Source organism: Cellulomonas cellasea, from assembly GCF_030372105.1.
Lineage (GTDB): Bacteria > Actinomycetota > Actinomycetes > Actinomycetales > Cellulomonadaceae > Cellulomonas_A > Cellulomonas_A cellasea_A.
This window is the reverse complement of record NZ_JAUDBQ010000025.1, coordinates 1-13055: the sequence shown is the minus strand read 5'-3', so window position 1 is coordinate 13055 and position 13055 is coordinate 1. Positions and strand designations below refer to the sequence as shown.

12 protein-coding genes are annotated in these 13055 nt (G+C 72.2%); 1 reads left to right on the top strand and 11 read right to left on the bottom strand.

The window, feature by feature from the left end; all coding sequences use genetic code 11:
* Positions 1-68: 68 nt before the first annotated feature.
* Complete coding sequence (locus QUV83_RS17170; protein ID WP_289566147.1) at positions 69-1046, top strand: aldo/keto reductase; 978 nt, start codon at positions 69-71, stop codon at positions 1044-1046.
* A 69-nt stretch (positions 1047-1115) separates the two neighbouring features.
* Here QUV83_RS17170 and QUV83_RS17165 read toward each other — a convergent pair whose 3' ends face one another.
* From QUV83_RS17165 to galT, 11 genes are all read right to left on the bottom strand, one after another.
* Positions 1116-2432 (bottom strand): ABC transporter permease, encoded by a 1317-nt coding sequence (locus tag QUV83_RS17165; protein WP_289566146.1) that lies wholly within the window; start codon positions 2430-2432, stop codon positions 1116-1118.
* Positions 2429-3148 (bottom strand): ABC transporter ATP-binding protein, encoded by a 720-nt coding sequence (locus tag QUV83_RS17160; protein ID WP_289566145.1) that lies wholly within the window; start codon positions 3146-3148, stop codon positions 2429-2431. Before QUV83_RS17160 ends, QUV83_RS17165 begins: the two co-directional genes overlap by 4 nt.
* On the bottom strand, positions 3145-4767 hold the full coding sequence (locus QUV83_RS17155) for a hypothetical protein (protein WP_289566144.1): 1623 nt from the start codon (positions 4765-4767) through the stop codon (positions 3145-3147). The genes QUV83_RS17160 and QUV83_RS17155 overlap by 4 nt, the downstream gene beginning before the upstream one ends.
* Entirely contained in the window at positions 4764-5729 is a 966-nt protein-coding gene (locus QUV83_RS17150) for a hypothetical protein (protein ID WP_289566143.1), read from the bottom strand. The genes QUV83_RS17155 and QUV83_RS17150 overlap by 4 nt, the downstream gene beginning before the upstream one ends.
* A gap of 251 nt (positions 5730-5980) precedes the next feature.
* Positions 5981-6946, bottom strand: coding sequence for a hypothetical protein (locus QUV83_RS17145; protein ID WP_289566142.1), 966 nt, complete (start codon positions 6944-6946; stop codon positions 5981-5983).
* A gap of 205 nt (positions 6947-7151) precedes the next feature.
* Positions 7152-7394, bottom strand: a complete 243-nt coding sequence (locus QUV83_RS17140) for a hypothetical protein (RefSeq protein WP_289566141.1) — start codon at positions 7392-7394, stop codon at positions 7152-7154.
* A gap of 108 nt (positions 7395-7502) precedes the next feature.
* On the bottom strand, positions 7503-8717 hold the full coding sequence (locus QUV83_RS17135) for an ABC transporter permease (protein ID WP_289566140.1): 1215 nt from the start codon (positions 8715-8717) through the stop codon (positions 7503-7505).
* Complete coding sequence (locus QUV83_RS17130) at positions 8714-9490, bottom strand: ABC transporter ATP-binding protein (RefSeq protein WP_289566139.1); 777 nt, start codon at positions 9488-9490, stop codon at positions 8714-8716. The genes QUV83_RS17135 and QUV83_RS17130 overlap by 4 nt, the downstream gene beginning before the upstream one ends.
* Complete coding sequence (locus QUV83_RS17125) at positions 9487-10518, bottom strand: secretion protein HlyD (RefSeq protein WP_289566138.1); 1032 nt, start codon at positions 10516-10518, stop codon at positions 9487-9489. The genes QUV83_RS17130 and QUV83_RS17125 overlap by 4 nt, the downstream gene beginning before the upstream one ends.
* Before the next feature lie 118 nt (positions 10519-10636).
* Entirely contained in the window at positions 10637-11872 is a 1236-nt protein-coding gene (galK, locus tag QUV83_RS17120) for a galactokinase (protein ID WP_289566137.1), read from the bottom strand.
* On the bottom strand, positions 11869-13055 hold a 1187-nt coding region (gene galT, locus QUV83_RS17115), incomplete at its 5' end, for a galactose-1-phosphate uridylyltransferase (protein WP_354003959.1). The genes galK and galT, both read right to left, overlap by 4 nt.

Below are 13055 nucleotides of genomic sequence, written 5' to 3'. Positions count from 1 at the left end.
TGTGGCGGGTGCTGGTTCGTGGGCGCGCCGCTTGACCTGGAGCGCGCTCCAGGTCCGACAGTAGGGGCATGACGACGACGCCCCCCGCGGACCCGATCCTCTCCGCTCCACCGCTCGCGCTCGGCGCGATGTCCTTCGGCACCACCATCGCCGAGGACGACGCGTTCGCGCTGCTCGACGGCTATGTGGCCGCGGGCGGCGTGTGGATCGACACCGCCGACTGTTACGCGTTCTGGTCCGACGAGGCCGGCCGCGGCGGGGCGAGCGAGCTACTGCTCGGCCGCTGGCTCGCCGCACGGCCCGGGGTCCGGGAGCGGGTGCGGATCGCGACGAAGGTCGGCTGTGAGCCGCTGTACCCGGGCAGCTACCCGGAGTCCTCCGAGGGGCTCGCGCCGGAGGTGGTGCGCCGGGTCGCGGCGCAGAGCCTTGAGCGCATGGGCATCGACCACATCGACCTGTTCTGGGCGCACCGCGACGACCGGGCCGCCGACCTCGCGCAGACAGTGGACGCCTTCGCGGGGCTCGTCGACGACGGCGTCATCGGCCGGTGGGGGTACTCGAACACCGCGCTGTGGCGTGTCGAGCGGGCGGCCGCGCACGCGCGCGCCCAGGGGATCACCGGGCCGAGCGCGATCCAGCTCCGCTACACCTACGTCCAGCCCCGGCCATTCGTACGGGACCACGACCACGACCACCGGTTCGGCTGGATCACCGACGAGGTGCTCGACTACGCCGCGAGCAACCCCGGGGTCGACCTGTGGGCCTACACGCCGCTGCTGTACGGCGCCTACGACCGCCCCGACCGGCAGATCTCCGACGCGTTCACGCATCCGGGCACCACCCGGCGGCTGGCGGTGCTCGACGAGGTGGCGCGCGAGCTGGGCGCCACCCGCAGCGAGGTCGTGCTCGCGTGGCTCGTGGGAGGCGACCCGGTGGTCCGGCCAGTGGCGGGGGTGAGCAGCCTGGCGCAGGTGGAGGCCGCGCTCTCTGGCGTCCGGCTCACCCTGCCGCCCGAGATGCGCGAGCGCCTCGACGCCCCCTGGTGACTGACGCCTGACGACGGAGGGCGGGCCGACGATGATGTCGTCGGCCCGCCCTCCGTCCATCCCGTCGAGTCAGACCCCGCGGCGCAGGGCCGTGATGGGCTCGATGGCCGCAGCCTTGAGCGCGGGGTAGAAGCCCGCCGCCAGCCCGATGACGCCTCCGGCGACGGCCGCGGCGCCCACCACGCGCAGGTCGAGGATCGGCACCCACGACTGCAGTGCGGACACGAGCACGACGACCGCGACCCCCAGCGACGCGCCGATCAGCCCGCCGATCAGCCCGATGATCGCCGACTCCACGATGAACTGCGCGGCGATATCCCGGCGGGTGGCGCCCAACGCCCGGCGCAGACCGATCTCGCCCACGCGCTCCATCACCGACAGCAGCGTGACGTTCGCGATCCCCACCCCGCCGATGAGCAGCGCCACGGCGCCTAGGGCCACGAAGATCAGGTTGATGTCGCCCTGGACGTTCTCCTGCACCGACGAGCGGGCCGGCGGCGCCTTGACACTGAAGCCGTCGGGGGAGTTCGGGTCGAGCGCGATCGGGGCCTGCTGGGCGACGACCTCACCGGCGCCAGGCGCGATGCGCACCTGCAGCTCGGCGGGCGCCGCGAGGTCGAAGTCGGCTCGCGCTGTGCCCATGGGCAGGATCACCGCCTCGAGCACCTCGGTCTTGCGCTTCACGCCGTCGATGATGCCGATCACCGTGTACGAGTCCTCGCCGATGAAGATCGACGGCTGGCTGTCGATGCGGTTCACGCCGAGGGCCTCAGCCGCCTGCGCGCCCAGCACGACCACGCGGTCGCCGCGCCCGTCATGCCCGGAGTCGAAGTTGCGGCCGGTGACGACGAAGCCGCGGAGCGTCTCGAGCAGGCCCTCGGACGCGGCGAGCACCGGCGTCGAGGTCTGTGACGGTTGCGAGGGGTCGTTGACCGGCACCGAGGTGACCTTGGCGCCGTCGATGTCCACCTCCGCCAGAGTCCCCGCCGACTCCACGCCGGCCAGACGGCTCACGCGGTCGGCCGCGTCCCAGGGGAGCCGTCCCCTGGCGCGCTCCTGACCGCCGTTCGACGACTTCGCGGGCTCGACGACCACCTGGGTCGCGGCGACAGCGTCGAACTGCTTGTTGATCTGCCCAGCGGCCGTGTTGGCGAGGCCGACGGTGACGACCACCGACGCGATGCCGAGCACCGTGCCCATGATCGTCAGGATGAGGCGTCCAGGCCGGGCGCCGATGCCGAACGTGGCCTCGGCGAACAGGTCGCGGGCGCCGAACCTGTCGCCGCGAGGCGGCCGCTTGGCCACGGCGGGCGAGGGGCGGGCGCCGGCGAGCTCGAGCTCCTCGGCGTCGGTGGCCGGGCGGGCCCGGGTCAGGAGCCGCCTCATGCGAGCTCGGTCAGCCGGCCGTCGGAGATCCGCACGCGCCGCTGTGCCCGGTCGGACACGTGCGCGTCGTGCGTGATCACCACGAGCGTGAGCCCGTCGCCGTGCAGCTCGTCGAACAGGTCGAGCACCCCCGCGGAGTTCACCGAGTCAAGGTTGCCTGTCGGCTCGTCGGCCAGGAGCACCTGCGGCTCCGCGACGATGGCCCGCGCGATCGCCACACGCTGCCGCTCGCCGCCCGAGAGCACCGTGGGCAGGAACTCGATCCGGTGGTCGAGGTGGACCCGGTGCAGCGCCGCGAGCGCGCGGTCTCGGCGCTCCGCCCGTGGCACCCCGGAGTACAGGGTTGCGAGCAGCACGTTGTCGAGCACGGTGCGATGGGGCAGCAGGTGGAAGGACTGGAACACGAACCCGATGCTGCCGCCCCGCAGCCGTGAGCGGTCTGACTCGGAGGCGGTGCCGGTCGGGCTGCCGTTGAGCAGGTACTCCCCGGACGTGGGCCTGTCGAGGAGGCCCAGGATGTGCAGCAGCGTCGACTTGCCCGAGCCCGAGGGGCCGATGATCGACAGGTAGTCGCCCGCCTCGATGCGCAGGTCCGCCGAGTGCAGCGCCGTGACGGGCGGGTCCCCGGGGAACGAGCGGGTGAGCGCGGCGAATTCGATGACGGCGGGGACCGGCTCGGTGGACGGCTCGTCCAGGAGGACGTCGAGGATGCTCATCCCGCGCCCTCCGTCTCCTCGTCGGACTCGCTGTCCGCCGCTCGCTTCCCGACGACGACCAGGTCACCGGCCTCGAGCGGCTCCTGCGACGACACGATCTGCACGTACCCGCTGGCAGCGAGCCCGGTCTCGACGGTCACGAGCTCGGTGGCGCCCGCGGCGCCCTGGCGCTCGACGCGGGACTCGCCTCCGGGGCCGGCCGTGAGCGCGGCCAGCGGCACGGCGAGGACCTCTCCGCCGGTGGAGCTCACGGGCACCTTGACCCGCAGGTTCTGGCCGCCCTGCAGCGTGGAGAGCTGCTCGTTGGAGACCTCTCCGATCTGGAACCGGATCGTGTGGCGCCCTTGCTGGCCGCCAGAGGAGGAGCCAGCGCCGTCGGCCGCGGGGGCTTCCGATCCCTCCGCCCCCTCACCCTCGGCCTCCGCCGTGCTGCTCTTGGAGCCCGGCGCCTCGATCGCGGTGATCGTGACCTGCACGTCCTGACCGAGCACCGTGATGATCCCGGCGCCGCCGACCGCGAGCAGCGCGGCGTCGTCGGCGGTCGCCGAGGCGATGATCTCGAGCGTGGCGCCTGAGACGGTCATGACAGGGCCGCTGACGATGGAGCCGAGCTTGGCGTCCAAGTTGTCGACGCGTCGGGGCAGCGAGCTGAGGAAGACGACCTCGCTGGCGGGCAGGGCGGTGAGGGTCGCGTCCTTCGCCTCGGCGAGCTGGGCCCTCGCGTCTGTCAGGGCCCGCTGGGCCGAGGCCACCTGGGCCGACTCGGCGGAGGATCCCGTGCCGGCCAGCACCGCCGCGCGTCGGGCCTCGGCCACGGCGAGGGCCTCCCGCAAGCCGTCGACGTCGACGGGCAGGTTCTCGCCGCCGGGCTCAGCGGAGGGCGCCCCCGCCCCCGCCTCGGCTGCGGCGAGCGCTCGTTGCGCGGCCCGCACCTCGTTGTCGGCTTGCAGGCGCTCCACCTCGGTGGCGCCCGCGGACGCCTTCGTCAGCGCGAGCTGGGCGGCGGTGAGCTCGCTCTCCGCGCTGCGCACCGTGTCCTGCGCGAGCTTGAGCGTCTCCTTGAGCTCCTTACTGGGCGCCGGCGGCTGGTAGCCGACCTTCCGGTACAGCTCCACCACGCCAGCGGCCGTCGCCGCGTCGTACACGTCGGAGTCCGGCTTGCCCGCGTTGATGCCGAGGGCGCCGAGCGCGGCCTTGAGCTGAAGGACGTCTGGTCCGGACACCCCGGCCTGGAGGCTGCGATAGGTGGGCAGCGCTCCGGGCAGCACGATCACCGGGCGCCCGGCGATCTCGAGGGCGACGGTGGCCGCGTCGATCGTCGATCCGACCTCGGGCACCTGGCCCGTCACGACTGGCTGGCCCTTGACCTCGCCGGTCTCGATGCGGATCTGCGCCGGGTCGTCGTACCGCGGGTCGCCGCGCAGAGTCAGCTCGTTGGAGATGACCCGGCTCTCGACCGGGACCGTGACGGCCCCGGCGACCGGCGGAGCGGCGTCCGCCTCGGCCTTGGCAGGGGAGGTGATGAGCTGGCTGAGGCCCAGACCGGCGACGAGGCTCGCCACCGCGACGCCGGCCATCACCAGGATGGTGCGGTTGCCCTGCGGGATCGCGCGTCTCACTTGGCCGCCTTGTCGGTGGCGTACTGCTCGATCCAGGCGTCGAGCTCGGCCTTGTGGGTGTCGACGAACTCCTGCTCGAGGGCGAACTGCACCTCCCGGGCTGTCTTCTGGTACTCGACCTTCGTCTGGCACTTCGCGTCGGCGAGCGCCGTGGACATCTCCTTCTCGCGCAGCTCGGCCTCCGCGGTCGTGTCGACGCTGCCGGTGGTCGGATCGGCCGCCTCCCAGAGCGCGTTGTAAGCCTCGGAGATGCTCTCGGCGGCGTCGTTGACCTTCGCGAAGTCGAAGCCCGCCTCGTTCATGCACTCGGACCACTTGGCGTCGAGCGCCGTGAGCTTCGGGTCGGACTGGACCTTCTCATACATCCGGGTGATCTCGTCCTGGAGATCAGTGAAGGCGGGGTCCTCGTAGGCGGAGTTGGCCTCGCCGTACGTCTCGTTGCTCGCCTTGCCGTAGCAGCCCGCCTTCGTCCAGTCCCACTCGTACTCGGCGTCGTCCTCGAGGGGCTCGTCCTGCTGACCCCACAGCGCCGCCTCGTAGGCGGCGCGCTCGCTCTCGGACATGGCCGCGACGTAGTCCGCGTTCGGGTCGACCCATTCCTCCTCGCCGTCCTCCGACTCCGAGCCGCTCGAGTAGCCGTAGCCGTACTTCTGGGCGAACTCCTCGGTGCCCCATTCGATGTCCTCGTCCCACGGGTTCGACACGCTCGAGTACTCCTGGGGGGTGTACTCGAACCCTGCCTCCTGCATACAGGAGGCGACGATGTTCTCCTGCTCGACCTGGAGCTTCTCGTAGTCGATGTCGTCGTAGGCACTCGTGACCGGCTTCATGTACTCCTGGAGCGGTCCCTCGCTCGCCTTCGAGTCCTTCCCGGCGTCGGAGTCGCCGCTGCTGCCGCAGCCGCTGAGCAGGAGCAGTGCGCAACCGGCAGCGGCGGCGGCGGTGAACGGGACGGACCTCATGGGTGTGCCTTCCTGCGGAATGGTGGGAGCGGGCGGCGCTGGAGCCGGCGCGCGCGGGCCAGATTGTCGGTTTTGACCCCCGACGAACCTAGCAACGGGGGGGCTGTCGCGGGTCAACCCTGCGGATGACTCGGCGGTTCAGGCACGTGGCGCCACAGGCGGACAACGCTTGACCACAGGCGGACGTCTCGGCGGGTCGGCTCACGCCTCACCGGGACGGTGACGGCGCTGGACATGCGGGATCGCGCGCCTCACTTGTCCGTGGCGTACTGCTCGATCCAGGCGTCGAGCTCGGCCTTGTGGGTGTCGATGAACTCCTGCTCGAGGGCGAACTGCACCTCCTGGGCCTTCTCGGGGTAGCCGACTTCCTCCTGGCACTTCGCGTCGGCGATCGCCGTGGCCATCTCCTTCTTGGTCAGGTCAGCGCTGGTGGTCTCGTCAGTCGTCTCCGGGAGCGCGGCGTAGGCCTCGGCGATGCTGTCGAGGGCTTCGCTGACTCTCGCGAAGTCGAAGCCCGCTTCGCTCATGCACGCGGACCACTCGGCGTTGACCGCCGCGAGCCTCGGGTCGTCCGGGACCTTCTCGAACATCCGCCTTTGCTCCTCATGGAGGTCCTCAAAGGCGGGGTCCTCATAGGCGGCGTTGAGATTGCTGTACACCTCGTGGTTCGCCTTGGCATAGCAGCCGCCCTTCGTCCAGTCCCACCCGGACTCGGCGTCCACGTCTTGCTGCTCGCCAAACAAGGCCAGGCTGTAGGCGGCCGACTCGCTCTCGGACATGGCTGCGAGGTAGTCGGCGTCCGGGTTGACGAGCTCCTCCTCGCCGATCTCCGACTCCGGGCTGGCCGACCAGCCGTAGCCGTGCTTCTCGGCCCACTCCACAGGGCCCATCGCCTCCGCGTCGTCCAACGAGGCCGGTTGGCTCGGGAGGTCCTGGGGCGTGTACTCGAACCCGGCCTCCTGCATGCAGGAGGCGATGATGTTCTGCGCCTTCTTGTGGCGCTTCGCGGAATCGTCGGCGTTGTCGCTCGGGATCGACTTCGTGTACGCGTGAAGCGGACTCTCCCTCGCCGCGGAGTCTCTCCCGGCGTCGGAGCCGCTGCTGCTGCCGCCGCTGCCCCTGCCGTCGCCGTCGCCGCCGCTGTCGCTGCCGCTGCAGGCGCTGAGCAGGAGAAGCGCGCCGACAGCGGCGGCGACGGTGAACGGGACGGACCTCATGGGTGTGCCTTCCTGCGGAACGGTGGTTCGCGGCCGGCGATGGAGCGGGCGCGCGCGTGTCAGACAGTCGGTGTGGATCCCGACGAACCTAGGCAACGGGCGGCGGTCGCGGGTCAACCTTGCGGATGACTTGGCTGTGCAGGAACGTGGACACTCAGGCCGACAACGGTTGGGCACGGTGGAACGTCATGGCGCCGTCCGCGAGTCACCGCTCGACGCCCGCCGTGCTCAGCAGCGCGTCGAGGTCGGCCTTGTGCGCGTCGACGTACTCCTGCTCGAGCGCGCACCTGGCCGTCACGAGCCTCTCGCGGTAGCCGGAGGACTGCTGGCACGTCGCGTCGGCCACCCCGGTGGCCTTGATCTGCCTGAGCTCGTGTGAGCGTGTCCTTGGCAGGGCCCGGGCGGGGCGCGCGGTGGCGCGCCCCGCCCGGAATGCCCTGGTGCTCAACGGTTCCAGCCGGCGCCCATCGCCGAGTCAGCCTTCCGGTGGGCGTTCCCGGCGGGGGCATGGGCCCCTGGGGGGGGCAGGGGGCGCCCCAGGACGACGGCGCCCGGCTCAGTAGCGGATGGCGTCGATGACCTTGACGCGGACCGCCACGGTCGCCGGGATGAGCCCCGCGAGCGCGCCGACGCCGGTGGCGCAGGCCATGCCGATCATGGCCGCGGAGAGCGGGAACGGCGGCATGTCCTCGATGCCGCCGCCGAAGACCCGGTCGACGGGGATGTTCTTGATGATCGCGACGGCGATGACGACCCCGACCAGGCCGGCCACGACTGTGGCGACCACCGACTCCATGAGCACCCCGAAGAACACCCTGCCCGAGGTCGCGCCGAAACTGCGCCGGATGCCGATCTCGCGGATGCGGTGCCGGACGGTCACCAGGGCGATGTTCACCAGTCCGAGCCCGCCGAGCAGCAGCGCGAAGCCGCCCACGCCCAGGATGATCCACTTGGCGGCGCTGTCGAGGCTGTTGTCGAACTCGTTCGGGTAGACGCTGCTCTCGTACCCCGGCAGCAAGGCCATGAGGTCGCGCGTGATGAGGGGCTGCAGCTCCTCGGACATCTCCGGGGGCACCCACATCCGCAGCGAGGGCGCGCTCCCGTACTGGTCGGAGGAGGGCGCCCACCGCGCCATCTGGTCGGTCAGGCCGTAGGCGGCCGGAGCCTCGTCACGCCAGCCGTTCGGGTACACGCCGATCACCTCGGCGCGCACCGGTGTGGCGCCGCCGAGGACGACTGTGGGATGCGTGTCGAGGGCGGGCGCGCCCAGGGCGGTCCAGAACGACTCGTTGACCACGATCGCCGGGGCGAGGCGGTCCACGTCGCTGTCCGCGAACCAGCGCCCGTCGGTGGTCTGGAACCTGTTGATCACCCCGTAATCGGGGTCGACGGTCTGGATCTGGACCATCATCGTCCCGGTCGGGAAGCGGAACGGCGCCTGCGTCCAGCCCGCGCGCGACCAGTACTCGATGCCGTACTGCTCCACGACCCGGGTGTAGGCCGCATCGATCTGCGCGGGATCGGGGGTCGCGGGCATCGTGCCGACGTCGCCCGACCATGCCTGGTAGACGTTGGCGGTCAGCGTCACGTCGCGGCCGTTGTACCTCTCGGCCTGCTCCTGGAACGCCTGGTTCATCATCTGCACGGCGGCGGTGATGCCGGTGATGGCGGTGACGGCCACGGCCACCCCGATGAGCGCGAGCAGCACCCGCAACTTGTGGATGCGCAGCTCGTCCCACGCCTCGACCAGGGTGCTGACGACGCCGGTCATGCGCGCACCCCGCCCGGGACCTCGGCGGCTTCGGTGGGCACGTCGGTGGGCACGTCGCCCACCCACTCCGTCACCTGGCCGGGCGCGTTGAGGACGATCGGCACCAGCACCCCCTCGGCCAGCCGGTAGTGCCGTTGCGCGCGGGCCGCGACGGCGAGGTCGTGCGTGATGGCGATCAGCGCGGCGCCGGTCTGCGCCGCGATCTCATCGAGCAGCGCCATGACCTCGCCGCCCGTGTCGACGTCCAGGGCCCCGGTGGGCTCGTCCGCGAGGATCACCCGCGGGCCGCGGACCAGTGCCCGGGCGATGGCCACGCGCTGCTGTTCGCCGCCGGAGAGCTTCTCCGGCATGTCGTCGAGCCGGTCGCCGAGGCCCACCCGGTCGAGCATCTCGGCGGCGAGCGCGCGCCGCTTCCAGAACTGGCGGCCGCGCGCGTACATCAGCGGCGCTGCGACGTTCTCCAGGGCGGTGCGGCCCGCCATGAGGTTGAACTGCTGGAACACGAAGCCGAAGTCCTCGCCGCGTCGCCACGCGCGCTTGCGCTGCGACAGCCGCGCCACGGAGGCGCCCTCGAGCATGTACTCCCCGGAGGTGGGGGAGTCCAGCAGTCCGAGGATGTTGAGGAGCGTGGACTTGCCGGTGCCGGAGCGGCCGACGATCGAGACGTGCTCCCCGGCGTCGACGGTGAGTGTGATGCCGCGCAGGATCTCCAGCACACGCTCGTCGGGCAGCAGGACCGAGCGGGTGACGTCTGTCAGCTCGAGCAGGCTCATGCCTGGCACGTCGCGTAGTCGGCGCCTGGCTGGTCGCAGGGCAGGTTCACCGTGTCGCCCACGGGCACGAACTCCAGGACCTTGTCACCGGTGGCCAGGCCCTCGGTGATCTGGACGTTCTCCCCGTCGGTCAGTCCGAGCTTGACGGCGCGCTTCTCGGAGGCGCCGTCGGGCAGCACGATCCACACGTTGCCCTCCTGCACGGAGCCCTGCACCGCGGTGACGGGCACGACGAGCGCGTCGGCGGCGGTGCCGTTGACGACCTCCAAGTCGGCGCCGAGGCCCGGGAACGCGGTGACCCCCGCGGGCACGGCACAGGTGATGGCGCCCGTGGCTGCCGCCTGGCCCCCGTTGTCGCCGCCCGGCTGGTTGGCGTCGGCGCCTGCCTGGGCGGCGGCGCCGATCTTCAGCCCGGTGCAGGCGAACGGGGCCGGGCCGCCCTTGAGCGTGACCTGGGCCTCGGTGGGCGCGCCGAGCAGCCGGTACTGCTGCTCGGGGGTGAGCGTGCCGGACACGGACAGCGTCCCGGGGGCCACGGAGCCGATCGCGTCGCCGACGGACACGATCTGGTCCTTGAGCGCCGTGAGCGTCAGCGTGCCGGCGGTGGCGGCCTTGACCGTCTCGCGCTTGACCTTCGGCTTGTTCTCCTTGACCGTCTGCTCGCCGGTCTCGGGGTCGGTGGTGATGGTGGGCTCGACGGGCGTCTCGAGCAGGATCTCGAGGATCGGGGTGTCGACCTCGACCTGTTGGCCGTGGGCGGCCAGCAGCTTCGACACCGTGCCCGCCATGGTCGCCTTGACGGGCGTCGCCGGGTCGGAGACCACCGAGCCCTGCACCGTCACGGTGTTGGTGATGGTCGCGGTGGACACCTCGGCGTGCATCTCGTTGACCTGCGCGGACGGCACGAGGCTGTCATCGGCCTGGGACAGGTCCGCGCCCGAGAACGCCATCTTGACCAGGGCGAGCGCGATCACCGCCCACAGGATGAGGCGGATGGTCGGGAAGATGATCCTGCGGGTGACCCCCACGGTGCGGCTCCTCGCGTCATGGCTGATAGGGCGCACGGGGCGCTTCGCCGCACACCGTACCGAGTGCCTGTGACGTGGGGATCAGACCAGGGGATGACCTGCGGGTGGATATGCGCCGTCAGTTGGCGGGCCCGGCCGCCGTCGCGACGAGGAAGGCCGGCGCGGTGAGCCCGCGCACGGCGAACGCCTGCGCCACGGCCTGCTCGACCTGGCCGACCTGGTCCCGCTCGACGAGCGCGATGGCCGAGCCGCCGAACCCGCCGCCGGTCATCCGGGCGCCCAACGCGCCGGCCTCCCGTGCCGCCTCCACCGCGACGTCGAGCTCGAGGCAGGACACCTCGTAGTCGTCGCGCAGCGAGGTGTGCGACGCGTCCAGCAGTGGTCCGCACTCGCGGACCCGGCCCGCGTCGAGCAACGCGACGAGCGCCTCGACGCGCGCGATCTCCGTCACGACGTGCCGCACGCGCCGCACGGCTGTCGCGGGATCGTCCGACGCCTCCGTGAGCCGGTCGAGCGCAGTGGCGAGGCCTGCGCCCGGCGCCACCTCACGCAGCGACTGAACGCCCAGCGTGCGGGCCGCGGCCTCGCACGTGGCCCGGCGGGCGGCGTACTGCCCGTCCACCAGGGCGTGCTCGGCGCGGGTGTCCACCACGAGCAGGGCGAGCCCGAACGCGTCCAGGTCGAACGGCACGTGGCGCACCGACGAGTCGAGGCAGTCGAGCAGCAGCGCGTGGCCCTCCCGGGAGCGCAGCGACGCCGACTGGTCCATGCCCCCGGTGGGCGCCCCGGCGATCTCGTTCTCGGCGCGGACGCACGCGGCGGCGAGCACTGTGCGGCCCGCGTCGTCGGGCTCGGCGTCGGCCCCGGCGAGCCCCAGGTCGAACACGTCGTCCAGGGCGACGGCGACGGCGGCCTCCAACGCGGCCGACGACGACAGGCCCGCGCCGTACGGGACGCAGGAGTCGACCACCGCGTCGAAGCCGCGCACCGGCAGGCCTTGAGCGGCCAGGGCCCACGCGACGCCCGCGACGTAGGCCGTCCACCCCTCGACGGCGCCGGGCGCCACGTCGGCCAGGCGCAGCTCGCGGAGGCCGTCCGGCTCCTGCGCGGAGGCCAGGCGGATGAGGTCGTCCTGTCGGGGGCGCAGCGCTACGTAGGTGCGGTGCGGCAGCGCGATGGGCAGGCACAGCCCGCCGTTGTAGTCGGTGTGCTCCCCGATGAGGTTCACCCGTCCGGGCGCCGACCACGTGCCGGGCTCGGGCCCGTCGGCCCCGAAGGCCGCCGCGAAGGCCTGCCGCACGCGGGCCTCGCCCTCGTGGCGGGTCCAGGCGTCGATCTGGGTGACGGCGCTCATCGGGCCACCTCCTGCAGCCGGGCGGCGATCCGCTCGGGGGTCGTGTCGCTGATCCAGGCGGCCATGCCGGACTCCACGCCGGCGAGGTACTTGAGCTTGCCGGGCGCGCGCAGCACCGAGAAGACCTGCAGGTGCAGCCTGCCCAGCTCGCGGCCCTCGCCGACGACCGCCTGGTGCCAGCCGGCGATGTACGGCAGCGGGATCGGCTCGCCGTCCGGCCCCACGAAGAACGCGTCGAGCCGGCGCAGCAACTCCAGGTGCGCCACCGCCAGGTCGTCGCGCTCCGCGTCGTCGAGCTGCGGCAGGTCCAGCACGTCGCGGTTGGGCGCCAGGTGCACCTCCACCGGCCAGCGGGACGCGGCGGGCACGTACGCGGTCCAGTGCTCGGTCTCCAGCACGACGCGGACGCCGGCCTTGCGCTCGGCGTCGAGGATGTCGCGGTGCAGGTTGCGCCCGGTGCGTGCGTGGTGGGCGGCGGCCTGGCGCTGCATGGCCTGCGTGCGGGGGGTCACGAACGGGAACGCGTACACCTGGCCGTGTGGGTGCGGCAGCGTGACGCCGATCTCCTTGCCGCGGTTCTCGAAGCAGAACACCTGCTCGATGCCGGGCAGCGCGGACAGCTCGCGGGTGCGGTCGGCCCAGGCCTCGATGATGGTGCGCATCCGCTCGGGGCTCACCTGCGCGAGGCTGCTGGAGTGGTCGGAACTGAAGCAGACGACCTCGCAGCGCCCCGCGGCGGGCCGCGCCTGCCACAGCTCGGACCCGTCGACGTCCCAGCCGTCGTCCAGTCCCGTGCCCGGGACCTGCATCAACGCGGGGAAGCGGTTCTCGAAGACCACCACGTCGTAGTCGGTGTCCGGCACCTCGCCGTCGGAGTAGGCGGCGCCGGGGCGGGCGGGGCACAGCGGGCACGAGTCCGCAGCGGGCAGGAACGTGCGGTTCATGCGGTGCGACGCCATCGGCACCCATTCGCCGGTGAGCGGGTCGAGGCGCATCTCGGGGCCCTGGAACGGGCGCGGCTCGCCGTCCTCGCCGGGCACATCCGCGTACCTGTCGGCGAGGGGGCGCGGGTCGTCGAGGCGGCGGGTCCGGGCGCCGGACGCGTACTCCTGCGAGTCGTCGAAGTAGAGCAGCTCGCGTCCGTCCGCGAGGGTGGTGGCGGTGCGGCGCACACGCGGGGTGG